The organism is Lactiplantibacillus daowaiensis, from assembly GCF_005405085.1.
GTDB classification, from domain to species: domain Bacteria; phylum Bacillota; class Bacilli; order Lactobacillales; family Lactobacillaceae; genus Lactiplantibacillus; species Lactiplantibacillus daowaiensis.
Genome location: NZ_BJDJ01000002.1, coordinates 1 through 25157 on the forward strand (window position 1 = coordinate 1; position 25157 = coordinate 25157).

At 43.6% G+C, this 25157-nt stretch carries 21 protein-coding genes and 1 other RNA gene; 5 read left to right on the top strand and 17 right to left on the bottom strand.

The window, feature by feature from the left end:
- Positions 1–92: 92 nt before the first annotated feature.
- From FFM75_RS01260 to FFM75_RS01285, 6 genes are all read right to left on the bottom strand, one after another.
- Complete coding sequence (locus tag FFM75_RS01260) at positions 93–950, bottom strand: GRP family sugar transporter (protein WP_137627385.1); 858 nt, start codon at positions 948–950, stop codon at positions 93–95.
- A gap of 238 nt (positions 951–1188) precedes the next feature.
- Positions 1189–2370 (bottom strand): class I SAM-dependent methyltransferase, encoded by a 1182-nt coding sequence (locus tag FFM75_RS01265; RefSeq protein ID WP_137627386.1) that lies wholly within the window; start codon positions 2368–2370, stop codon positions 1189–1191.
- A gap of 219 nt (positions 2371–2589) precedes the next feature.
- Positions 2590–4107 carry a sensor histidine kinase gene (locus FFM75_RS01270; protein WP_137627387.1) on the bottom strand — a complete coding sequence of 506 codons (1518 nt, stop codon included), beginning with the start codon at positions 4105–4107 and terminating at the stop codon, positions 2590–2592.
- Positions 4104–4832: a response regulator transcription factor gene (locus tag FFM75_RS01275; protein WP_137627388.1), complete on the bottom strand. Its 729-nt coding sequence runs from the start codon at positions 4830–4832 to the stop codon at positions 4104–4106. The genes FFM75_RS01270 and FFM75_RS01275 overlap by 4 nt, the downstream gene beginning before the upstream one ends.
- Before the next feature lie 255 nt (positions 4833–5087).
- Positions 5088–6431 carry a PFL family protein gene (locus FFM75_RS01280; protein ID WP_137627389.1) on the bottom strand — a complete coding sequence of 448 codons (1344 nt, stop codon included), beginning with the start codon at positions 6429–6431 and terminating at the stop codon, positions 5088–5090.
- Positions 6432–6441: 10 nt separating this feature from the next.
- Complete coding sequence (locus FFM75_RS01285) at positions 6442–6711, bottom strand: ACT domain-containing protein (protein ID WP_137627390.1); 270 nt, start codon at positions 6709–6711, stop codon at positions 6442–6444.
- A 281-nt stretch (positions 6712–6992) separates the two neighbouring features.
- Between FFM75_RS01285 and FFM75_RS01290 the strand changes: the two genes are divergently transcribed.
- Both FFM75_RS01290 and ssrA read left to right on the top strand, forming a co-directional pair.
- Positions 6993–7922 (top strand): DMT family transporter, encoded by a 930-nt coding sequence (locus tag FFM75_RS01290; protein ID WP_137627391.1) that lies wholly within the window; start codon positions 6993–6995, stop codon positions 7920–7922.
- A gap of 99 nt (positions 7923–8021) precedes the next feature.
- Positions 8022–8391: a transfer-messenger RNA gene (ssrA, locus tag FFM75_RS01295) on the top strand.
- A gap of 88 nt (positions 8392–8479) precedes the next feature.
- On the opposite strand, the gene FFM75_RS01300 is transcribed toward ssrA, so the two are convergent.
- Together FFM75_RS01300 and FFM75_RS01305 are read right to left on the bottom strand one after the other, a co-directional pair.
- A complete protein-coding gene (locus FFM75_RS01300) occupies positions 8480–9037 on the bottom strand; it encodes an ECF transporter S component (RefSeq protein WP_137627392.1) in 558 nt (185 codons plus the stop codon).
- 180 nt (positions 9038–9217) lie between these two features.
- Positions 9218–9730 (bottom strand): hypothetical protein, encoded by a 513-nt coding sequence (locus FFM75_RS01305; protein WP_137627393.1) that lies wholly within the window; start codon positions 9728–9730, stop codon positions 9218–9220.
- A gap of 236 nt (positions 9731–9966) precedes the next feature.
- Here FFM75_RS01305 and FFM75_RS01310 point away from each other — a divergent pair, with 236 nt between their 5' ends.
- Positions 9967–10845 (top strand): DMT family transporter, encoded by an 879-nt coding sequence (locus FFM75_RS01310; protein WP_137627394.1) that lies wholly within the window; start codon positions 9967–9969, stop codon positions 10843–10845.
- Positions 10846–10967: 122 nt separating this feature from the next.
- On the opposite strand, the gene FFM75_RS01315 is transcribed toward FFM75_RS01310, so the two are convergent.
- The gene (locus FFM75_RS01315) at positions 10968–11270 is read right to left on the bottom strand and encodes a hypothetical protein (protein ID WP_137627395.1); all 303 of its coding nucleotides are present in this window, start codon (positions 11268–11270) and stop codon (positions 10968–10970) included.
- 286 nt (positions 11271–11556) lie between these two features.
- Entirely contained in the window at positions 11557–13290 is a 1734-nt protein-coding gene (locus FFM75_RS01320) for an aryl-sulfate sulfotransferase (protein ID WP_137627619.1), read from the bottom strand.
- A gap of 384 nt (positions 13291–13674) precedes the next feature.
- Between FFM75_RS01320 and FFM75_RS01325 the strand changes: the two genes are divergently transcribed.
- Both FFM75_RS01325 and FFM75_RS01330 read left to right on the top strand, forming a co-directional pair.
- Positions 13675–15003, top strand: a complete 1329-nt coding sequence (locus FFM75_RS01325; protein ID WP_137627396.1) for an MATE family efflux transporter — start codon at positions 13675–13677, stop codon at positions 15001–15003.
- Between the two features lie 79 nt (positions 15004–15082).
- Complete coding sequence (locus FFM75_RS01330) at positions 15083–16204, top strand: hypothetical protein (RefSeq protein ID WP_137627397.1); 1122 nt, start codon at positions 15083–15085, stop codon at positions 16202–16204.
- Positions 16205–16305: 101 nt separating this feature from the next.
- On the opposite strand, the gene FFM75_RS01335 is transcribed toward FFM75_RS01330, so the two are convergent.
- The 7 genes from FFM75_RS01335 to FFM75_RS01360 form a co-directional block, all read right to left on the bottom strand.
- The gene (locus FFM75_RS01335; RefSeq protein ID WP_137627398.1) at positions 16306–17481 is read right to left on the bottom strand and encodes a family 8 glycosyl hydrolase; all 1176 of its coding nucleotides are present in this window, start codon (positions 17479–17481) and stop codon (positions 16306–16308) included.
- Positions 17482–17496: 15 nt separating this feature from the next.
- Complete coding sequence (locus FFM75_RS01340; protein ID WP_137627399.1) at positions 17497–18795, bottom strand: glycosyltransferase family 2 protein; 1299 nt, start codon at positions 18793–18795, stop codon at positions 17497–17499.
- The gene (locus FFM75_RS13885) at positions 18785–18943 is read right to left on the bottom strand and encodes a hypothetical protein (protein ID WP_171001405.1); all 159 of its coding nucleotides are present in this window, start codon (positions 18941–18943) and stop codon (positions 18785–18787) included. Before FFM75_RS13885 ends, FFM75_RS01340 begins: the two co-directional genes overlap by 11 nt.
- 15 nt (positions 18944–18958) lie before the next feature.
- Complete coding sequence (locus FFM75_RS01345) at positions 18959–19825, bottom strand: GGDEF domain-containing protein (protein ID WP_171001406.1); 867 nt, start codon at positions 19823–19825, stop codon at positions 18959–18961.
- Positions 19826–20079: 254 nt separating this feature from the next.
- The gene (locus FFM75_RS01350; protein WP_137627401.1) at positions 20080–23148 is read right to left on the bottom strand and encodes a mucin-binding protein; all 3069 of its coding nucleotides are present in this window, start codon (positions 23146–23148) and stop codon (positions 20080–20082) included.
- A 384-nt stretch (positions 23149–23532) separates the two neighbouring features.
- The gene (locus FFM75_RS01355; RefSeq protein WP_137627402.1) at positions 23533–24702 is read right to left on the bottom strand and encodes an MFS transporter; all 1170 of its coding nucleotides are present in this window, start codon (positions 24700–24702) and stop codon (positions 23533–23535) included.
- Positions 24703–24927: 225 nt separating this feature from the next.
- Entirely contained in the window at positions 24928–25086 is a 159-nt protein-coding gene (locus FFM75_RS01360; protein WP_137627403.1) for a hypothetical protein, read from the bottom strand.
- Between the last annotated feature and the right edge of the window lie 71 nt (positions 25087–25157).

Here is a 25157-nt window from a genome sequence, read left to right on the forward strand (position 1 = left end):
TTGGAATTAGCTACTACCATTGTAAGTGATTGCTTTGGGCTTTTTAATTTCTGTTCGGATTAATTATAGAATTTGCCATAGTAAAAATTTTACTAAGCCTTCATTAAGGATAAGGCGACCCCACCGACGATAACTAAAATCGAACCGATGACGACATAAATCATTTCGCGATGCGTCTTCCGTTCACCTAAGAGGTAAATACTCCCGAAGGTCGAAATAACGATTCCCATTTGTGATAAAGAGTACGCGATAGCTTGACCAATTTGGGCCATTGCCATGAACATGAATAAGTTCCCGACACCCCAAACTAACCCAGTGACGATGTTGCGATAAGTCGCTTTGTCAGTCAACGGCTTGTCTTTAAATGACCAGATCAAGGCCCCAATCAACATCCCAACGGCTTGTGGCATAACCACCGCTTGAGCATTGACATTACCGTAATGGACGACAATCGTATAACCGGCGTAACCGATCGTGGACAAAATCAATGCCCGAATCCCAACTGACCAGTTTTCTGACCGTTGAACATTTGGATCAGTTTTATCGGTTAAGGAAGTCAAAACGGCCCCAAAAATCAAGATGATAACCGAAATTGACCCAATCCAATACATCCGGCCTTGCCATTCATTGAATAACAAGACACCAGCTAAAGCATTGGCAACTAATTGCATCCCAGTTGAAATTGGCGTTGTCCGGGAAATCCCGACCGCTTTCATCGACGTAAATTGTTGTCCTTGACCAACACTCCAGAATAACCCAGAAACAATCCCAGTAATCCAAACTGCTGACGTCAATGCAGGTTGTTCAAATAACCATAAAACAATTCCAAATAATAAGGCACCCATAGTCATACCGAGGGTCTGTTGCCGCGCAGAACCACCCATCTTACCACTAATTAAGCCGATACTGCCCCACGCAATCGCAGGAATCAGTGCAATTAGAATTCCCATTAATCTAAATCCTCATTTCTCTTATTTTCTCTTATGTCTAGCGACAGAAAATAAGTTTAACAGGAAAGTAACCGTTTTACCAGTCATAATCAGCACTTCAGCCGGAAATATAATTATTTTTATATTTTCATGAATTCGTTTTCTTTAGTGATAGAGACCGTTTTCATGTTATGAAAACGGTCCCTAATTTTACAAATAAATTTTTTTTATTTTACGAGTAAAAGGTGGTAAAACCAGCTTATTTATCCAAGGTCAAGACTAAGACCTTAAGGTAGTTGCTAGCCAAATAGGCTTTACGAGTCACAAAATCTGCTGGCAAGCGGAACGTTTCAGTTACCGTATAATCCCGGTCACTGCCGATGAATGCTTCATCAACCGCCGCTTTGAACTTCTTCATTGAGAAGTTGTTCGCAGTAGTTGCAACGACTAACTGACCGTCACGCCGAACAGTTGGTAACGCTTGGGCTAATAAATCCGTTAAATCAGTAGCCACTTGGAACTTCTGCTTCTTCACACGCGCAAACGTTGGTGCCGTCACGACAACGACGTCATAGCTCAAATGATGCTTGGCGGTATAATCCAAGTAACTGTTAACTTCGATGGCCCGAATCTCGTGCTTATCAGGATCCAAGTTATTGATAGCTAATTGGTCAGCAGTTGCGGCAGCACCCTTCTTATTAGTTTCAATCGAAATCGTCTTAGCAGCTCCGGCAACCGCAGCTGCAGCTGTAATCCCATTTTCTTGACTAAACAAGTTTAAAACAGTCTTCCCTTGTAATTCAGCACCGGCTAACCATTGCCGAATTGGCCGCATGTCGAGTAACAACCCCGTCGTTAAATCATCTTGTAAATGAACGGGATACGTCACATCGCCTTCAGTAACCAACAATGGTTCTGGGGCTTCAGTCCCGGTTACTAAACGACTCTTCAAGTTACCGGCTTCGACGTTGAAGCGTAACTTCGCATAAATGCCCTTAAATTGATGATCAGTCGCCGCTTCAAAAGCAGCGTAAATCATTTCTCGTTGTTGATAAACCCCTTGCGCGTACCACGTAAAGACATAGTAATCAGCATAACGATCAATCGTCACACCGCCTAAGCCATCACCATCAGCGTTGAAGACCCGTTGTGGCATACTTGGGTCCATCGTCGTTGCCCGACGAACTAACGCTTGTTTGAATAATTTCCGGAAATAATCCGTCGTTGGGGTTTCACTTTCATCTAAGCTCAACACCCAGCCAAGTTGACGCCGGTGTTTGGCAACCAAAGCATAGCCCATAAATTGTGAGCTCGCCATCAATGCGATGAATGACCCGTCGGTTAAGCGCATGCTTGGGTCTTTCAAGTCATCTTGAACTAACAATGGATAGCCATCTTTGACCTTCCGTTGGGAATTACCAGTAATTTGTACTCTTTGCATTTGTGTTCTCCTATTCGTTCTGTTCTTATCTAAAGTAGCGGTAAATCGCTGTTCACAGCCGTTTTAAGTGTAACATATTCTCGCGGTCGACCGTTAGTTATTACTTATATGCACGCTTGAAAAGCAGGCTGCCACCTAAAAATGCTAAATAAATAGCCACCAGATGAACGTCAATTCCATCCGGTGGCTATATTTAGTCAGGTCGCGATTCTGAGTGACCTAATCTTCAATAATTGGTTTATCAAACCCATCATCAGGGAATGTCACGGTAAAGCGGGTCCCTTGGTTGGCTTCACTTTCAACTTCGATCGAGCCCCCATGTTGTTGGACCAATTGATGTGAAATTGCTAAGCCTAAACCAGATTCACCATACTTCGTATTCTTCCGTGACGGATCAGCTTTATAATACCGTTCCCAAATGTTCTTAACTTGGTCCGGTGTCATCCCGATCCCATGATCTTGAACGGAAATCACCGCCGCATGATCCGTCCGACTAGCCGTCACTTCAATCGTCCCATCTTGGGAGAACTGGATCGCATTTTGCATGATGTTAAACAACACTTGTACAAATCGATCATAGTCGGCCCAGACTGGTAATTCAGTTGGTACCGTCAATGCAAACTTGTCGTTGGCGGCCGCCGCCTTCTTTGTGAGTTGTTCCACTAAGTTATGCAAGACCTCCGCACCATCGAAATTGGTCTTATTTAACGCAATTTGACCAGTCCGGATCTTTTCATAATCTAAGTTTTCGTTAACTAACCGGATTAAACGCTTCGTTTCATTTTGCATCAATTCAATCGAATGCGCCTTATCTTCTTCTGGAATCGCGTCATACGCCAAACCTTCCAAAATCCCATTAATTGTCGTTAACGGTGTCCGCATTTCATGGGCCGCATCAGCCATAAATTCACGCCGCCGTTTTTCTTGGCGTTTAATTTCTTCATCAGACGCTCGTAACGAACTCACCATGCCATTAAAGTCATCGGCCAAATCATCGATTTCATCTTTATGGTTACTGTCGACTTGAATATCAAAGTCCCCACTCGCAACTGAATGCGTCGCGTAACGCAACCGATTGATCCGGCGAACGGAATACCGTGCCAAAATAAAACTCAATAGTAGCGCGGCAATCCCAGACACGAGCAACGCAATAAACAAGTTATTTTCAATCTGTTGTTCATTAGCTTGCAGGGTTTGTTCAAACGACCCAATCGAAATTGCCCCAACAAATTTTTTAGTACTGCCGCTCTTATAAAAAAGTGGGACTAACACGTCAATTGTCTTTAGCGATGGCTTGTTAACTGGCCGGTCATGACTCCGTGACTTAAAGGTCACGTGTGGTGATTTCGTAATCGTCTTGTTATTCTTTAGCTTTTTCCAGTCACTACTCGAAATACTTGGTGAGTAAAACGATCCGGTTGGCATATTGCTTAACCCTAAACTGTTCGGATAAACAACTTTCTTATTGGCATCATACACCGAAAAGTGAATGTGCTGATCGCGTAAAATCGCCGTACTATCATTTAAGAATTGTTGGTTAAACCCCACCACTTTATGGGTACGCGTATTATACCGAATCGCTTCTTTTTCAATACTCGTCGCGTATTGTTGTAGCTGTTGCCAAGAGTTTTGGTAAATCATCGTTTTGGTGGTGCGGATAAAGGCAAATCCTAACACCACAATGACCGTAATGATGACCGCAAAAAACGACAACATTTGTTGGTAGATCAGTTTCATTTAGTTTCAACTCCACTATCGTCGAACTTGTAGCCAACCCCCCAGACCGTTTGAATAATTTGTGGGCCAGCTTTTTCAATCTTTTGACGTAATTTCTTGATATGCGCATCAACGGTCCGTTCATCACCGTAATATTCATAATCCCAAACAAGTTGTAGTAACTGTTCACGTGAGAACACTTGGCGTGGCTTTTGTGCCAAGGTCTTCAGCAAATCAAATTCCTTGGGCGTTAAATCTTGAATTTGTTGACCAGCTAAATAGGCTTCGCGGGTCTTCGTGTTTAACTTAAAGTGATCGGTTTGCACGTCAAAATCACTGACCGCATCCGCAGTGGGTTCACTAGGAGCTGTTTTACTCAAGTCAGCCCGCCGATGTAACGCTTTGATCCGGGCAATCAACGTAATTGGTGAAAATGGCTTAGTCACATAATCATCAGCGCCCATTTCCAACCCTAAAACTTGGTCACTTTCTGAATCACGCGCCGTTAACATGATAATTGGTACAGTTGGTGAAGCTTTGCGAATATCTGCACTAACTTGCATGCCGTCCTTACCAGGTAAGTTTAAATCTAACGTGACCATATCCCAGCCATCGACATCTTCTTTAAACATCTCAACGGCTTCATTACCATCGTAAGCAAAGTGGGCATCCCACTGTTCTTTCTTAAAAAACATCGCCATCATTTCTGAGACGGATTTATTATCTTCAATCATTAATAATTTCATTGACTAATTCCTCCAAGCTAACCAGTTAATATTAAGTGTCGCGTATTAGTGTCGCCATGACTCCCGACGCATCCTAAATATAATCATACCCCACTTCAGGCTAATTATCAGTCTTAGTATATCAACAAATTAGTAACATTGCGTGGCTGGTTTGTGAAAAAAGTATGGCGATGCGTGGGGTGTCCTATATTATAGTAGAAAGTATACCAATTCCGTAAAAAAACGTGACGACCATTCCGGCTCGCCACGCAAAAATTAATTTTTAAAAGAATGAATTGGGGCAGGAATATGACCCCCACGTTGGACAAAGGCCGTCGGTTGACTGGGATTGACTGCCATAATCGGTGCGCGCCCGAATAAGCCGCCAAATTCAATACTGTCGCCAACTTGTTGCCCCGTCGCTGGAATGACTCGCACGGCGGTCGTCTTGTTATTGATCATTCCGATGGCGGCTTCATCCGCGATCATGCCACTGATAGTCGCCGCCGTCGTATCGCCAGGCACGGCAATCATATCCAGCCCAACTGAACAAACCGCCGTCATTGCTTCTAGCTTTTCAATACCTAAACGGCCAGCTTCGACCGCGCGAATCATCTCAGCATCTTCTGAAACCGGAATGAACGCCCCCGATAGGCCACCGACATGCTCACAGGCCATGACGCCACCCTTTTTAACGGCATCATTCAATAGTGCCAATGCCGCCGTCGTACCAGGTGCCCCCACGCTTTCTAACCCAATCTCTTCTAGAATTTCAGCAACAGAATCGCCTTCATTTGGCGTAGGCGCCAATGACAAATCGACAATACCAAACGGCACCTTTAAGCGTTTAGCCGCAATCGAACCAACAAATTGCCCCATCCGTGTTACTTTGAAGGCCGTCTTTTTGATTTGTTCTGAAACCACATCAATTGACTGGCCACGGACTTGTTCAAGTGCCCGTTTAACCACACCAGGGCCACTAATCCCGACGTTGATAACCCGATCAGCTTCACCAACACCATGAAAGGCGCCGGCCATAAAGGGATTATCATCAACAGCATTCGCAAAGACCACTAAACTCATGCAATTAACCGGATCTTTGGCCGCGATTTGTTTGATAATGTGGCCCATCTCGCCGACAGCATCCAAGTTGATTCCCGCCCGCGTGGACCCAACATTAACTGAGCTACACACGCGGCTTGTTTCTGCTAAAGCTTGCGGAATTGACGCAATCAACTTACGATCACCACTTTGATAGCCCTTTTGAACTAAGGCGGAAAAACCACCAATTAAGTCAACACCAAGTGCTACTGCGGCTTGTTCCATCGTTTGCGCATAAGCCACATAGTCGGTATCACCACTAGCAGCAGCAATCAAGGCAATTGGTGTCACCGCGATCCGCTTGTTAATAATGGGCACGCCATATTCGGTTTGAATCTGGTCAGCCACTTTGACCAAGTCACGGGCACTGGTCGTTATCTTGTCATAAATCTTTTGCCGTGCCTTGGCACCATCACTGTCAATACAATCAAACAGTGAGATACCCATCGTAATCGTCCGAATATCTAAGTTTTCTTCGGCGACCATTTGAATCGTTTCTAAAATCGATCGACTTTCCATTGGCCCCCTCCTACAACTTCTGAATCGCATCAAACAACGCTTGGCGCTGAATACGAATCGTTAACCCGGACTGTTCACCTAAAGCATCCAGCGCCGTCTTAGCATCAGCAAAACTCAATTGGTGATCATCCCACTCACCAGATAACATCATGGTAAAGTTATGATCCATCAAGGTTTGGGAAATATCGACAATATTAATATTTAAATGCGCTAATTCATTAGCCACGGTCGCCACGATGCCAACTTGGTCTTGGCCGACGACAGTAATAATTGCTTTCATCAGTAGAACCTCCAGATTAAAATTTAATAAGAGTCACTTGTTGTTCATATCATAGCATGGCACTGGATTGAAAGCTATCGGTTTTCGAATTTACGGGATTGATTCTTAGCAAGCAGCCATCTGCATATATCAACCGCTTACAATTATAATCTCATGAATAATCACTAAAAACGCCGCGGTGAATGGTCGGCTTTTGCTATAATAATCACCATTGTACTAAGATTCATCTGAATTAAGGAGTTGGAGATTTTGCGTTTTATGACTATTGGGAAGTGGCCACGATGACCCGTCAACACCACTTAAAAGGCGTTTTACTGGCGAGTACCGCCTGTATTCTTTGGGGGATTTCAGGGGTCGCTGCTAGTACCCTTTTTAAACTAAATTCACAAGTGACCGCCTTGTGGCTGACACAAGTTCGGATGATTATTGCCGGCTTAGGCTTGCTTATCTTGGGACAAGCAAGTGGCGTGAAGCCGTTTAAAATCTGGCGCAATCGCCGTGATAGTATTCAGCTGATCAGCTATGGCTTACTTGGTTTAGTCCCCGTGCAATTATGTTATTTTGAAGCCGTTAAGTTTGGGAATGCGCCGATTGCGACCATCATTCAATTCTTAGGACCGTTCATCATTAGCATTTATTTCTTCTTATTTAAACACGTCACACCACGCCGCTCAGAAGCTATCGGGATGCTAATGGCTTTTATCGGCACGTTGCTGATTGTGACCCATGGTCATTTGAATAGCTTAGCGATTTCGCCAGTCGTTTTATTTTGGGGTGAGTTATCCGCTATTGGGGTCGCCACTAACACCCTGATTCCACGTTCGATTTTGACCAAATACGGCGCGATGACGGTAACCGGTTGGGGCTTATTAGTCGCCGGATTATGCTTGAACGTCTTCACCCCACTCTGGCAAGTCCATGTTAGTTTAGACTGGCCAACGATTAGTTTACTGCTCGTCATCATTATTTTGGGAACGGTCTTCCCATTCTTGATGTTTGCCAACAGTTTAAGTTATATCTTACCAACCACTGCTAGTTTATTAGATGCCTTTGAACCACTAGCGGCAACCGTATTTTCAATTGCCTTTTTACATGTACAACTCACGGGCTTTGATTTATTCGGCGGTATTTTGATTATTTTAGCCGTTATGGCCTTATCACTAAACGTTCGTAAGATGATGGGTGTCTTACATCGACGGACCGATTCGTAAGTTAACTAGTCAATCATTTTGATTGGCTTTTCTTTTGCCTTTAAACATATTAGTTGGCAGAACAAAAGGGCTATGCTAAACTATTAGTGTATCGAATTCGGGGGTGTTCTGGATTCGACAGGTATAGTTTGAGTTCGGATTGCGTTTCGTGTTCGCATCACGTAAAACTGCCCAGTTTATATTATAACTGCAAAAAATAATAACAATTCTTACGCTTTAGCTGCCTAATAAGCGCTTAACGTAGATCCTCCTAAGATCGTCCATGTCTTAGATCTGGGTCCTAAATTTAGTGGACTTACGCTCAATGCTCACACCTGAAGCAACGAGAAGAGACTAATCAGGTTAGTCATTGCTGAGTGCCCTGACATGCGGCGTTTGTAATGGCGAAATTTAAATAGTATGCCTATGAGCGTAGATATCCGAGGGGCAATATGCTTGGACGCGAGTTCGACTCTCGCCACCTCCATCATACCCACGACGACCACTTTCCAGAGGTGGTCGTTTTTTTATGCAAAAAAATGGTGACACCCTTTATCTGAAGGCATCACCATGACATGCTAGACTAAAAATCGTGACCGACTAAACCCGACTTTGACTAGTAATTGATATAACAACGGCACAATTAAGAAACTCACCACTGAATTGATCAAGGCCGATAAGAGACTCGCAAACGAGCCAATCATGGCCACTTTCAATGTGGTCCCGGCCATCAAAGCCACGATCACCCCGTTGCCCCACGAGGTAATCAATTTCGTTAACCCCGCTAAAAATGACACGAGATATAACTTTGATAAATGCTGCTCATCATAGCCAATCGCTTTAAAGACCAAATTGACCATCGCCGCTAGGATAATCGCTTCTAGCACGGTCAACCAAGCCGTCGCTGCGTAGCCGTTCAAGATATCAAACAACCCTAACCCGATTGCACCGGCAGCAGCACCGTAGCCAAAACCCAAGAGCATAACGGCTAATATCGTCAAAGTATTGCCAAAATGCACAAACGGGCGTCCCACAATCGCGGGCAACGGGATGCGTAACACACTAATCCCCACAAAAATAATAGCAGCAAACAAACTGGCGAAAATCACTTTTCTTAACTGCTTCGACTGTCCCATGACACACCTCTTTGCTTAAAATTAAAAAATAATTAGAATGTTTTTATCATAGCGATTCTACTAGCTAGATGCAAGTGACATCCCCGCGCGATACCACGGTAGCCTGTTATGATTTGGCTTCGATCAACGTCAAAAAAACTGCCACCGATTAAGTTCAGTCGCAGTTTTACATGCTAATAGTTAATAATCAGCCAGCAAATTTTCTAAGTCCAACGTGTTATCCCAGCGATGACTCTTTGTTGGTTGGCGGAACAAATAGACACTGCCAACCCCATCGATTTTTTCGCGTAAGGCCGTGACTTTTTTAGTCCCCACTTTTAGTTTGGTTAGGCTTAGCGTGGCAAAGTTGGCATCAGCTAGTTTTGACCCTAACCGATAAGTGACCCGTTTAGTTTTCGAATTCACTTTTTTAGTCAATTGTGCCGGTACTTTAAAGCTCGCAATCCAAGTGCGTGACTTCAGATTAGCCTTCGTACTCGTATAAATCCCATAATTCAGTTTATTGCCAGTCAAATGCACTTTGGCAATTGAATGCGTCGTCGTCTTCCCCTCAGTGGTCGCACTCACATAGCCGTACCAGTTACCTTGAAAACTCGCTGGTAACGTTTGGGTTTTAGCCCCCGCGGCCATTGGTAAACTTAGTGCCAATAAACCGACGCCAGCACTCAACATCATTCCCCGTGATAATCGCATTAAAAAGACCCCAATCCTTTTATTTTGGTCAATTAATTAACCACCTTAAATATAACCAAGTTGCGATTACTTAACAAGCTTATTATAATGAGAACATTAATCTTTTTTAGAGGAGGCTTGGTCATGCTTTACATGCCATTATTTGAATGTGACGTTCCTGCTAACCGTTAATCAGCGGTTAGTTGCCGCTGATGATTTTTAACCAATTAAAATCAAACGCGGAGGAACTTAAAAAAATGAATAAATCTCAAGGTCTTGGTATGCTGCTACTAAGTTTAGCAGCTAGTATTTGGGGTGGCATGTTTGTGGTCGTTAAAGCGGTCGTCACCATCATCGATCCCATTACATTAGTCTGGGCACGCTACTTAGTCGCCCTGGTTGGTTTAGGACTCGCTTGTCATTGGTCGCGACTCACCTGGCACATTCGACGGCGCGATTGGCCCTTGTTAATCGCCATTGGCCTCATTGGCAACACCCTATCAATCGGCTTTCAAGAAACTGGGACGTGGTTAACTTCAGCCCAATTAGGGGCCGTCGTCACGTCAGCAACACCCACCTTTATAATTATTTTTGCCCACCTGATCTTAAAAGAACGTTTAACTGGCCTTAAAATTGGCGCGGTGGCATTAGCTACTAGCGGTGTGTTGCTGATTGTCGGGGTCCAACTCACTGGACGTCAAACTTTGCTTGGTGCTGGTTGCTTAATTATCGCTGCTTTGACTTGGGCGCTCATGTCAGTCCTTGTTAAAAAGGCCACCGCCTACTATCCACCACTACAAGTCACGACGATTGGCACCGCAATCGCCACTGTGTGTTTAACACCAATCGTCTTCAGTCAGCCCAAAACGTTACTGGCTATACCGTGGTTCACGCCCCAAGTTAGTTTAAGCTTGTTGTATTTAGGCTTAATTTCAACAGCATTAGCCTTCGTGATGTGGAATCGCGGACTTCAGTTATTACCGGCTAGCCGGTCAGGAGTATTCTTTTTGTTACAACCCTTAGTTGGCAGTTTATTAGGCTGGGCATTCCTAGATGAAGCCTTAACACCTGGTTTCGTGCTAGGGACGCTCTTGATTATTGGTAGTATCTGGCTTGAGACCCGTTTTTCAAACTAAGCGATTGTTTTAAAAGCTGATTGTTATAACAACACGATAATCAGCTAAATCACCATTATCATCTCATACTAGCAAGGCCGTCATCATGTGAACGACTCACATGATGACGGTCTTGTTTACTTTTATTCCGATAGTCGTATCAATGGTGGCGCCGTCAATGGCGTATACATCGCCTGTGCCACGACCAATAAATCATAAGCAGCCCGCGGCATCTGATACTGATGGCAAAACAAATAATAACCCAATTCACGTGCCACTTGGTCCGCCGTCGCCTTGGCATCCCCATAGCGTTGCAATTGTCGTAATGCGCGTTGCACCAATCGCTTTAACACCACATCGGCTTGAATCGTTGGTTTTGTCGCCGTTAAAATCAACTGTGAGCGTAATTGTTGCTGTTGTTGTATCTTCAATTGATAGTTATCCATCTGTGCACAACCCCCATTTCTAATCGGCCTAATCATAGTAGACTCGCACGAATAAAACAACTTAATACACCTCATAAACGCCGGTATAACAGGGCTGAAAAGTGTTTCACAAAAATAGTTATAGGGTGATTAATCAACTTCAACTGCCTAACCCTAGTCGTCAAGCTGCTAACCACAGTTTAGTTATTTGACGACCCCAAACGTTCATTTTAGAAAACTAATTAATTTATATCGTGGTATAACAAAAAACAAGTCTGAGTATGATCACTCAAACTTGTCGTTAACCTTATTTAGTTGCATCAAACGTATAAGCTGATGAATAGAATGGCATCCGGTAAGCCCGGTAAACATACGCTTTTGAAGCCGCATTCTTCAATGTCATATTCCAAACTTGCTTGCCGCTCTTCGTCACTTCAATCACATTACTTTGTTTCCCATTGTCTTTGAAGCCAAAGTCGATCAACGTGTTGCCGTTACTTTGACGTTCAGCGTAGCCGATAACGTCTGTAAAGTTGGCCTTGCCTAGTGATTTACCCCAAGCCCAAGTTTGGTCAATCGTCATCTTCTTCGTATTGATATGGTATTGAACAGCTTGTGAGTACTTGCCAGACGTCTTCTTGTTCCCATTTGTCACATTGACGTTGTTATCATATAAGATAACATCTTCACTACTTGGGTTATTATTTTCGTCTTTCAATAAGTACAACGCATGTTGCCCACCAGTAATGGTCGTGCCTTTGGTTGGCGTCAAGACATACTTCCGATACTGCTTCGGCCAGGTCGACTTCTTCTTACCACTGTAAATCCACTTAATCTTGTTTGTCTTGTAATCTAACTTCATGATCATATCTTGATTCCGACCAGAAATGATGATGCTCTGATCATTCTTATCGTAATCAACGGCATTTTGATGGAACCAGTCGATCTTACCATCAGTCCCCTTTTTAAACTTAGACCACATGGACTTCGGCAAGATTTTCTTCAAGTCGATCACTTTAACGATTTTACCCGTCTTGTGTGAGACTTCGATCATCGTGTCTTCTTTGTACTTGCTCCCATCAGAGACCGTCGCCAAGAAGTTGTGATTTGGTAATTCAATGATGTCATGGTGAATCAACGTTGAATAAGTCACAGTCTTACTCTTAGCTGCTGACCCAGTTGATGAGTCAGAAGACCCGGTCTTGCTGGAGAAGCTATATTCTGAGTAGACCCGTCCGAGCAAATCAATTTCGGTTAAGTCATTGTATACTTGAGAACTATTAGACTTCTTCGTCAACGTCATAATATGCCCGTTGGACCATTGTTCAAAGATATGTTGTGAGTAATTGGTATTGTACCAACGAACTGCACCATCAGCATCGACCGCCATTGGCTCTTTCGTCGTCCGATTCAACAAGGTCAACTTATTGCTACCAATGTTCATCTTCGACTTATTCACATTCTTAACCGTGACCTTGGCGTTCTTAACATATTTTGGTAACGCGCCAGTCTTGACTTTTAAAGTCTTCGTTTGAGTACTGCCACCCTTAGTGGTGACTTTGATCTTCACAGTGTTATTGTAACTGGCATATAAGCCGACCACCGGAACTTGGTGGGTCTTCGTATAACCACCGTTAACCGTATTGGTAATCGACGTCTTAGCGGTCTTACCGACCACCGTATAACTCACTTTGGCGGCCTTCGTGGTCTTAAAAGTCACTAAGGCTGTTAATGGTGATGTCTTGTACGGGTTCACTTTGACATACGGACTGCTCAACGTATATTTACTACTCTTGGCAGCCGTGCTGTACGTCTTAGTTAAGCTGGCTTGCGACTTTTCCCGTGTGGTAATCAGCTTACTATCCAGGTTTTTCTTAATTTGACTAGTTGACAACGGAACGCTGCTACTACTCTTGCTACTGGTGGAACTAGCTGTCGAAGACTTGGAAGAACTGGTCGAACAGCCGGCCACCACCAAAGCTAGTGCGGCGACAGTCGTCACGACCATCGCACGGCGGTGTTGTTGTTTCACTACATCCATCTCCTTAAAAATATTCACAATAACGCTCTCAACGTTAATTCTATTAACTAACCTTGAAGCCATTTTGAACATTTTGTTACAAAAAAGTAGTGAAATTATGACGATTCTGCGAAGAGCAGTTTGGGCTTAAAAAGTGAAAGTTGGATAAAGTCTTGATATGTAAGGGTTTATTGTTGAATTGACAAGCCTAAAACGGGGTCGTTTTGAAGATGCATCTATTAAAGCTAATTATATTTTACCGTCTTAATCGTTATCGCCCCGCCGATAGACATAAAACGCAGATTTAGCTGCATTATCGTTAATTAGTCAACTTAACCTTGCATTGCTCATAGCGCAAGGTTAAGTTAGAAATAGTGTTCATTTTTAGTAGGGAGTTTTTGTCTGATGGAAGAATTATTCGTAAAGAAACCAATTCCGCAAGCTTATTTTCAATTAGCCTTGCCAGTTGTTTTCGGGATGTTAGCCAGTATGATTTATAATCTGGCCGACACCTTTTTTGTTGCCCAAACCCAAAATACTGACCTAGTTGCGGGGGTTGCACTTTGTACCCCACTGTTCTCGTTTATGTTAGCAGTGGGCGATATTTTCGGGCTTGGTGGGAGTGCCTTAATGTCGCGGTTGCTTGGTCAAAAAGATACCGGTACTAGTCAACGAGTTAGTAGTTTTTGTGCCTATGCTGGCCTGGCAACTAGTATTGTCGTCACTATTTTATTATTAGTCTTTGAGACCCCAATTTTGCATTTATTCGGGGCTACTAACGAAACTTATCGCTATGCCGCTCAGTTTTATCGCATTATGGCTTGGGGCGCACTATTCATTATTTTCTCGCTCGTTCCGAGTAACATGATTCGGACTGAAGGCTTAGCAACGCAATCCATGATTGCCACGATTGCCGGCACCGTCTTAACGATCATTTTAGATCCAATCTTCATCTTCCCATTACACGGGGGTGCCGCGGGGGCCGCGCTGGCCACGATTACTGGTTATGCCCTCACCGATATGATTTTGATTTACTTCGTTAAGACCCGTTGCCAAGTCAACAGTGTTGATTGGCATCAAGTAAAAATCAGTCATGCCTTAATCAAAGGCATCTTAGTTATCGGGATTCCAGCTTCGATTACCAATCTCATGCAAAGCTTTGGCGTGGCTTTATTGAATAACTATCTCGCCCACTACGGCACCACACAAATCGCTGCCATTGGGATTGCCAATAAGATTTACATGGTCGTGATGCTATTAATGGTCGGCTTTGCCTTTGGGGTCCAACCGTTAGTCGGGTACAACTTTGGGGCCAAAGCTTTCCCACGCTTAAAGAAAATCATTTACTTTGATTTATTTGTTGAGATGGGCCTTGCCTTAGTATTAGCAAGTATCTTGATGCTCGCAGCCCCATTATTAGTCAGCTGGTTTATGCCACAAGCCGCCATCGTCAAGGCCGGTAGTCTCCTATTACGTAGCTTATTAAGTACAACGCCCTTTATTGGGGCCATTCTCGTCTTTACAACCGTCTTTCAATCAACTGGTCAAGCCCTGGGGGCCTTTATTATGGCAATCGCCCGTCAAGGCATCGTTTTTCTAATTGTCATCGTTTTAGCCAATCAATTATTCGGCTACCTCGGTGTCGTTTTGGCCCAACCAATCGCTGATTTAATCACGTTCATGATTGGCTTAGCGATCTATCAATTTAAATTCAAGCCTTTGTTAACGATTTAGCCTTGCAACTAGTTTCACCTTGTCCAATTAGTGGTATATTTATAGTTGAATCATAAAAATAGTTTTGGAGGACTGTACAATGAAGAATTGGCAACGGCAGTTGGGGACTGCTGTATTTGCAACGGTTTTAGGACTAGGGGCCGTAACCGCAGTTTCCGCAGCAACGTATACACAAAAAGGCAACGCCTTGGCGAATTACAACGTCAAAAAGTATAAGACGGTTAATAATAAAAATTATTATCAAAGTGCTTATGCCTATCAATCAGCACCAGGCTACGACCGCGGTGGCTTATATCAAACCACTCCGGGGATGATCAGTCGGACAGCTGGGACGGTAAAATCATTAACATTCAAGACCGACATTTACTTACCAGTAACGTACGCAACATCTGGTGATTGGGGCAATCCACAAAGTGAAGTCTTGTCTAAAGATGGTAACACCCTTTATACCTTGATCATGCTCAACAAGAGCAGTCAAACTGGGCGCATCGTCAAATATGACTTAGGCAAATTACGTAGCCAATACCACATCTCAACAACGAATATGACAGCGCTACGTCGCGCCACTTATGACAAGAGCGTCAATCAATTAACCGCGACTGATAAGGCCATTTTAAACTGCATGCAAGTTGGACCAACCTTTAATGCTGGTCATGGACAATCACTTGCACAAAATCCAAAGACTGGTGAACTCTGGTTTGTTGGTGCCGCTGCCGTTAAAGCTAACGTCCAACGGGTTAGCACCAAGACCCTTAAGCCTAACAAACGGATCAACTTCACGTTGAAATCAACGGTCGCAATGGGTGAAAACTTGACCTTCGATAAGAACGGGAATGCCTACTTCTACACTTATTCCTATGGTGGTTGGGCACCTAAGAATAGCTTGAAGATTTATAAGGGCAAGATTAACAAGAAATCCGTTAAGTTCCACTTAGTGATGCAAGGCTTGCGCCACAATCCAGGTTGGAAGTCACAATCAATTGCTTATAGTGCGAACAGCAACCGCCTTTACTTCGTTTCTAATTCCAGTATCTCATCAGTACCAGTTAGCAAGTTAGGCAAACTCAAAGCTAAAGATGTCAAAGCGGTCAAATTATCCGGTCAACGTGAATTTGAAGGCCTCCAATTCGACCAAAATGGCGATGGCTATTTGATGGTCAATAAAGGCGCTGAAATTTTGAAGACGACTGGTCGTTTCTAGCCAAATTACACTATCGCTTATCATCAACTAACAACCTTTAAACACAAAAACACGGCACCTAAGCTAAATAAACTTAGGGCCGTGTTTTTTATGACATCAGTCTACATCGATTGGCCGATACTCCCACTCATCATTAACATCAACATATGAATCGTCGCTGGATAATAATCGTGAGTTTCAATCTTGGTGCTTAATGCTGAAGCGTAGCGCTTCGTTAAGACTTGATTTGAGAGCACTTGAGCCGAATAGACGACGGGTGTCGTAAAGGCCTGGTTCGTATAATTCGTGACGGCGTGACCATTGAGCGTATAAATCGCCTTGATCTTAGCTTGTTTCGTAAAGAAAGTCAGCATCTTCTGCGCAATTTTCTTGCTGACTCGACTACTGTTTAACTGATAATCGTACGTCACCCGCCAAGGTATCCGACAAGCATTGTAGCCATATTCAGCATCGTAATTTGAAGCGACTTGTTTTGGTTGAACAGTCCCCAACGTCAGCTTGGCACCACTAATCGTCACAAAATCCGCCATTAACCCGGTCGAATGTGCCGCACTTAACTTTTGCAATGCCGCTTGGCTATTTTGTGCAACTTGCGTCCAGCTACCATCACGGGTATAGCTGGCAAATTTACGGAAATACGCGGTAATCAAATCTGAAGGCCGCACGATGGTCTTCGTTTTAGCCGTCGTGGCCCATTGCCCAACCATCGGCAACTTTGTGGTGTGATTAATTTCGTGAGTCTTGATGGCACTGATCAATTGCTTAGCCAACTGTTGATAATTAATACTGCCCTTACTCCCCCACTGTTCATCAGCCAGGATCAACGCATAAGCAATATCCAAGTCACCGTCAGTCGCACTAGTCTGTTCTGCTTTCGTACTTTGCATCTTACCATTACGGCGTGTTTGCCGCCAAGCCATTAACGGATTCGTCTTGCTGAGTCGATTCGCTAAATAGTAACGCGTTAATTGATTGAAAGTCGTTTGCGTCTTAAGCTGATGCTTCGCCGCCATCACCGTAATCAACATCCCGTAACCTTGTGCTTCTGATAAAGTTTGTTGTTGCCCACTACTCGTGGTTAACACATACTTTTTCGATTGCCCACGTAAGTAGTGTTTTTGCCACTCTTGATAGTGCGTTTTAATCTCATGCGTACTCGTATTCGAAGTTGCTTGTGGCTTTTGGGTATTATAAATCGCCGCACCCAGACCAAAGGCCACTAAAATAATCAGCGCCCCAATCAACCATTGATATTTATGTCGTTTAAACGTCTTCAACCTAAAATCCCCTCACTAAAACCGCTGCGTCTTATACCATTGTGTATGGCGTTTACCCGTTAACTTATCCCGCGCCATATCATACATCGCCGCCACTGAAACAATAATAAACAATTGGGCATACGTAAAGTAAGACACAATCGCATAGATAAAGTTCGTGACTGTCGCTTGACCATAATCACTAGCCAACGCAATGTTGATTTGCAGTAAGTACAAATAAAACATCAAGACCCAGTTGATCATAAACAACGTCGATAAGGGTCCACCAAGCGCAACCAATTGATGGATTTGTGGGAATACCGTTTGGATACTTGCCAAGAAAATGTTGATCAAAAAGATCGCATTGGAGATGACGATCGCCGCGTTAAACCAAAAGAACGTACAAACGTAATAGAACACTTCTAATTTAATCCGCCAAGGGGTGCGATCAAACAAGTGCTTTAAGTTCGCCATAATAACTTCATAATTACCGCGCGCCCAGCGTTTCCGTTGATTATAGTAAGCAAACAAAGTCTCTGGTTCTTGCTGAAAGGCCTCTGCTCGATGCGCTAAGGCAATTAATTTACCTTCACGCATCAAGCTAAATGAAATCGCCGTATCTTCGGTCAACGCCCCATTATTCCAGCCACCAATCGATTTGACGATAGCTTTGTTAATAATGAAGTTCGTCCCTGGAATCCGGCCAATCTTAAATAATTGCCACAAACCAGTATGTTGAATCCGTTGGGTATTGACGATTTCCAAATTGATACAGCGGGTCAAAAAGTTTTGTTGATAATTCCGAGTTTTGTTGCGCCCAAAAGCGGCCGCATACCGGGTTGGGTTTTCCAGCACCTTTTGCACTAGAAAATACAGTGCATTAGTTTCAGGCGCCGCATCGGCATCATAAACACCTAGATATTCACCGGCCGCAATCTTTAAAGCATCATTTAAGACCCCGGCTTTACCACCGGTCCCGGTCCGTTCAATGACTTTTAAATTACGTCCTTTAAATTCTGGCCGTTGCATCAAAGCACGTACTTCATCGGCAGTCGTGTCATTACAATTATCCGCATACATTAAGACTTCTAGCTTATCAGTTGGATAATTCAACCGCAAAATGGCTTGAATCGTATCTTGAATAACCAACGCCTCGTTATGGGCCGGTACAACCACTGTGACGATTGGATAACGCGCTAACGGCGGCAAGTCTTCAATGTTTGTATGCGTTAAATGTTTAAAAATAAAGATGACGCCACCAATTAGCGTCACAATCGTCATCACGATTGACAACCAAATCGTAATAATCGCGATCACATATAAACTATCGAGCATGCCGTTTTCCTTCCGTATTGAAGCGTCGAACCGTCCATTTAAAAATCAACCACCAACAGATTGATAGTCCTAAAACGACCGCGCCAAAAACGATTGTCACCGTTAAACTAACTGGAAACAACCAGCCGACTATACTACCTAAAACCATTTTTTGCGTCCTCCTTTAGAGGTATTCCTTAACAATATCCGTTTCAGCACTACGATCAAGTTGCGCTAAGGCATCTTCAACACTGCGATTGAGGACCTTATCTTGAGATGAATATGACACTTGTCCCATCCTTAGCACTAATGCATTGCGGGCCAGCCCGAACTCTTCGGCAATGTCATTAATGTGTTCTTTGATCTTGCGTTTCATAATGGGGGCATTGTCCGCACCTAACATCGGTGACAAGATGACAAACCGGCCTTCATCAATATAATAGAGATGATCGACTGTAAATAACATTGATTCCAAATGTCGGGTCGTCGCTCGCAATAAGTCATTAAAGCGATCATGCCCTAAAAAGTTAACGACATTTTCTAGAAAATCAATCTTAACCATTGTTAAGGTAAAACGATAATCTTGTTCATGATAAAAGACTAACTTTAATTCACGCTGTACCGCACGTTCCAAGGCAGCTTCATTTAGCGCTCCAGTCAACACTTCTAGATCTGGTTTTTCTTGTTGCAGCTTAGCTAATTCTTGCGCCAGCGCCTTGCGTTTCAATAACTGATGGTCTAATAAATACATCAAGTAAGTTGTTAACGGGGTAATTGTCAACAACGCAACCGCTGACCACAAATACATTTCGCGGGTATAGGGCATCAATAACATCAAAGCACCCGCACTCATGCTGACAAATGAGAGCACGCCACCTAAAATAATATAAATCGTTCGTCCTAAGAAGAGGCCTAAACCAAAGGCACCCGCCACAATTAGAAAGTTAATCCACGACCCGCTGATAACACTCAAATACAGCAAGGTGTATTGATAAATTAAGATTAAAATCATGCCCCAAAACACGAAATTATCGATTGATTTTTGTTTCATAATACCCCGCACAACTTCCTTTCGTTCCTCATTGTTGCCTTTCAGATTAACACGAATCTGAGTCAACGTCATTGTTTTTTCACTTAACTATTAATGATATTTTAATGGATTTAACCTAATAAACCTTATAACTATAAATATACTACACTAATTTCAAATGAACAATTTAAGACAAAAAACGCGCTAAATCCGACACTAACCTTAATTAGTGCGATTTAGCGCGTTGCAATTAGACGTTGTCGTTACGTTTAGTTTTATTGTTCACGTCGTTTCGGTTTTAAACCGATGGCCGTTAAGACTGTCATGAGTAATACCCCTAAACTGGCGATGATACCAGTCGCCGATGCTCGTTCATCAGTTTGTGGCAACGTGCTCGACTTAGTTGCTGGTGTGACGACCGGCTTTAATGCAGTTGCCGTCGCTTTCATCGTGACTGCTGGCGTACTTACAGATTTGGTCGTTGGCATTACCGATTTAGTAGCTACCTTAGGTTGAATCGTCGCCGCTTGACCATCATCCACATTAGTTGGTTTTGCTTTGGCTAATGACGTTGGTGCCTTTGGATCACCATGACCAGCATTCACAGTTTTGACTGGTGTCGTGGGCTTAACGGTAACTGACGTGCCTGGATTAAGCTGATCCCCATCACCATCAGGATTCGTCAATGTGCCATTATCATCTGGTCCTGGCGTTGTCGTGGTGCCACCATTATTATCAGGATCTGGATCAGTTGGCGTCGTGGTTGTCCCACCATTGTTGCCATCATCCGGATCAGTTGGGATAACAGGCACCGCCGTATACGTGACGGTCGTTGTTAAGTCCGCACTCGTTGGTGTAACCGTAGTGGCTGGTACGGTTGTTTGATCAGCTGTATAGCCATCAATCGTTGGCACTGTCACCGCTGTAAATTGCCCGGTTGCTGGTTGCCAAGCACTATAGGTTGGCACTAACGTCACCATATCAAGTTGGCCGGTCCGGGTAAATTTAACTGTCGCCACTTGATCAGGCACTAACGTCTGCCCGTCGCTCGTGACAAAGTGGATCGTTCGTGTCACAACTTTTTGCAATTGATCTGCAGCGGTCACGGCTTGTTGGCCATGCTGCAAATGAACGGTGTAAGCTGTCGCCGTGGTCGGATAAGTCGCCCCAGTACTTGGAACATCGTCACTAACTAGTTGATACCCACGCGCAACATATTGTGCAATCGTTGCCGCCGTTGCATAATCACTAACAGCGCCTTGGTCACCACTTAATGTGAGTGACTGTAAGGTTTCGCCAGTCGTATCATCAATATAAGTCACCTTAAATTGACCTTGGGCGACGGGATCTTTCGTATAGACATAAGTGACCGTTCCACCGTCAGCGGTCAACGTCCCATTAGCCGCTAAACTGTCGGTACCCATCTGACTAAACGTGTAGCCAGCAATCTTCTTAGCCGTCGTTTGATAACTGAGTGAGACATATTGGCCATTTGGATAAGTCGCTGTATCGGTGCTTAAAATATTGCCCTTAGTATCCACATAGTTGACCGTTACATTGCCTGCCGCAACCTTTGGAATTAGCATGACATAAAAGGTCTGCGGATCTTGGGTAAAGGTCCCGGTAACAGTACCGCTCGTCGCATAGGTAATGTAGTTATCAACTGATTTATAGCTACTTAAATCATAACTATCACCAATATTAGTTCCCGCAACGACTTGATCACTGACACCAGCAATCGGTTGCACATTTTGATCGACATACTTGATCGTGACACTAGGGTATGCTTGGAAATTGACCTTTTGATAAATCATCATATCTGTTGAGAATTTAACCCCATTAGCATATTCAATAAAGACATATTGTGCGGATGAAGTCCAATTCGTTGTGTACGGCATCCCTAAGTTGCCATAGACTAAATAGCCTGGTGTATTGGTTAACTGTTGAATATTATCGATTTGATACTGATTGTTGCCCAATACAGTAATTGGTTGCCGAATACCTTTGGTGTTATTAAACGAATAACCAAAGGCATCATTGATTGTCTCTCCTTGAACACCCGTAATCGTCATGCCAGTGAAGGTTGCAGTTTGGTTAGCAACCACATTAATGGGATTAGCTGGATCATTCGCTCGGACGACCATCTGACCAATCGCCGCAATATATGCACCCGATTTGGTAATACCTGACAGCGGTGAAAAGTCCGTTAAACAATTGTTAGTGAGGCCAATATATTGGGAAACATTATTATTGCCAATCGCCGTTAACCATGGCCCCAACTGTTTAAGTTGGGCATTAGTCATGCCGTATTGGTGGCCTTGAAATTCACCATCATGAGCATCAAGATCAACATAACTAATATTAGTTGGATCGATGGCAGTTAACCCTTGTAAATTAACATAACTCATATAGGTATCTTCAACAATCAATCTACTAATGTTCAAGCCGCCTAATTCACTTAAATCAATCGTTTTAGTTTGTGGCGTCGCAATTCTTAACGTTAATTCAATCGAGCGTTTAGTGGTAAAGTATTTTAAACTTTCAATTCCAGCTAGGGTTGCTACTGGCGTCGTATCAGTATTAATGACTAAGTTGCCTTGTAAGGTATTATAATTGCGTAAATCACCAACCGTAATATCAGCCGTCGTTGCTAATCCTAGACCGGTTTTAATCGCATTACTCAAGTTCGCATCGGCAATCGTTACCACCGTATCATCACTTGGTGTCGTCGTATCGGCAGTTGCCGCTGGTGTCGCAGCCTTCATTAAAGCGGCCCGTGACCGGACTGGCGACGTGGCTGTATTCGACCCAGTCGTGGTGGTTTGCGTCGCAGCTGAAGTAGTCGCTGTTGCGGTAGTTTGTGTGGCGGCTGAACTAGCCGGTGTACTAGACGTGGCGGAAACTGCACTAGTTTGACTAGCTGGTGTGACACTGGTTGCGGTCATACTGGCCGTTGAAGTAGCGGCCGTAGCTGAACCGGTTTGGCTAGCTGTTGACGTTGCTTGGCTAGTTGCTGACGTTGCGGCACTAGCTGGCGTACTCGTTGCTTGATCAGCTTGGCTTGGTGCCACACTACCGGTACTAGTAGCTGTTGATTCTGTTGTCGCTGAGCTAGCAGCCGCCGTACTTGCCGTGGCCGAAGCGGCTTGACTAGTTGCTGATTGTGAGGTCGTGCTGGCAGCACTGGTAACTTCAGCTGTTGCATTAGTCGTCGTCGCAGCGTGGGCTGGCGTCATCGGGACGACGCCTAGCGCCAGCATCGTCGTGGTAACGCCCATGGCTACCCAGAGTTTTTTATGCTTATACAGCTTTACCCGAAATTTTTGATCACCATTTTGCAACATGGTAACTCCCCCTTAACAGACATCCCCGTCAATAAAATTAACAATTTATATATTAGTAATCATTTTATAACTCTTTATTTACGCCTTAATAATAGGCGCTTTTGATAGATAGTTCAATAGGCTAATCATTGAAAATATCAACTATAAGTCATACTAATATCACCACACATTAGTCGAACACCTTAACTTTTAGTTCAAAAACGTGTGACCCCTACGGACGACTGATACGCCACTTTTTTGCCACTAAGCGTCAGAATATGTCGTTAGTATTAGTATTTTTAATACTGGTCACTATTTTTTTCAAATAAAAAATACGACCACCCAGCTAACCGGTGGTCGTACCTATTTTTTGATGCAATTTAGCTCGTTACTATACTTTAAACCCTAGTTATCCTGATCCTTTAAACCAAAGAATAACACCAAGACGCCAATGATCAACGCCCCAACAAACACGCTAAAGACCATTGGAATCGTAAACCCAATGCCCATTAACATCCCAACTAAGTATGGCCCACCAATCGCGCCGATTCGGCCAATCGATTGAGTGACCCCAATGCCCATGCCACGAACCGACAATGGATAATGACCTGGTGTAAAAGCGATCATGATGCCCCAAGCACCCAAAGTAAAGAATGATAACCAAGCACCACTAATCAAAATTGCCATATTAGACGCTGCTAGACCAAAGGCTGCGGCACTAATCATCGTACCGAACAAGTAGATACTTAACACTAATTTACGTGACACCCGTCCGACTAACCAGGCAGCTAAATAATACCCTGGCAACTGCGCGATACTCATTAAAACGGTATACCCATACCCTTTGACCACTGGGAACCCCCGGCTAACTAACACCGTCGGTAACCATAAAAACATCCCGTAATAGACAAACATAATCACGAACCACAAAATGCCTAAGCACAAGGTCGTGCGCCAATACGTTGATGACCAGACCCGTTGCCAAGCTTCTTTAAAGTCATATTTACCCGCTTCCGCGGTATGGGTCTCTGGCAAATGACGCCGCATCAAAATCGCATATAACCCCATAAATGCGGTAATGACCACCGTAATTCGCCAACCGATCCGTGACATGACTGAAAATGCCAGCACAGCAGCTAAGATCCAACCAAATGCCCAAAAACTATCGACTAATACGAGCATCCGTGACCGTTGCGGCCCTTTAAAGTGATCAGCAATAATCGTCGTGGCAACTGGTAATTCGCCCCCGAGACCCAATCCAGTAATGAAACGCACGATAATAAACCATGTCACATTTGGTGTCACTGCTAATAATAAATTCCCGATTGAAAATAATAGCAAGGTCGTGAGCATGATTGGTTTGCGACCAATCTTATCTGCTAAATGCCCAAACACAATCGCACCAAAAAACATCCCTAATGAGGTTACTGAACTAACAACGCCCAGTTGTCCTGCAGATAAATGCCAACTCGTTTTGATTGCCGGCATAATAAATGATAATAATGCAACATCCAAGGCATCAAATAACCATGCCGTCCCAATTAACAATAAGAGCTTATGGCCCTTAACTTCCATGAAATAACTCCCCCAATAATTTCCCCAATAACAGCGCCGTTATTTGACAGGTATTTTTACCTTTAAGGTGGTAACAGCGTATCATGTCGTTTTTTAGCTGTCAAGACACCCCATAAAAATAATTAATGTTCATTTTTATTTACAAAGCACATCAGCGATTAACAGCTGTCATGACACAAAAAAAGACCCGACAGTCAATCTGTCGAGTCGCAGTTTATTTGTCTGTTATTGTTGTAAAGCCTGAACCGTCCAGCCATTGATGGCGGACTTTTCAATAATGGCTTTCTTGATTTCCCAGACATCCGCCTTGATATAGCGTTGTCTTGCGGTCATTAATGGAATATTTTGATAAACCTCACGACCATTTTTAATCGTTACTCGCATTTAATTACGTCCTTTCCTAACGCTCAGGAAATTTTGCAAATAATTCTGGGTACTCATACTGGGTCAAGTAT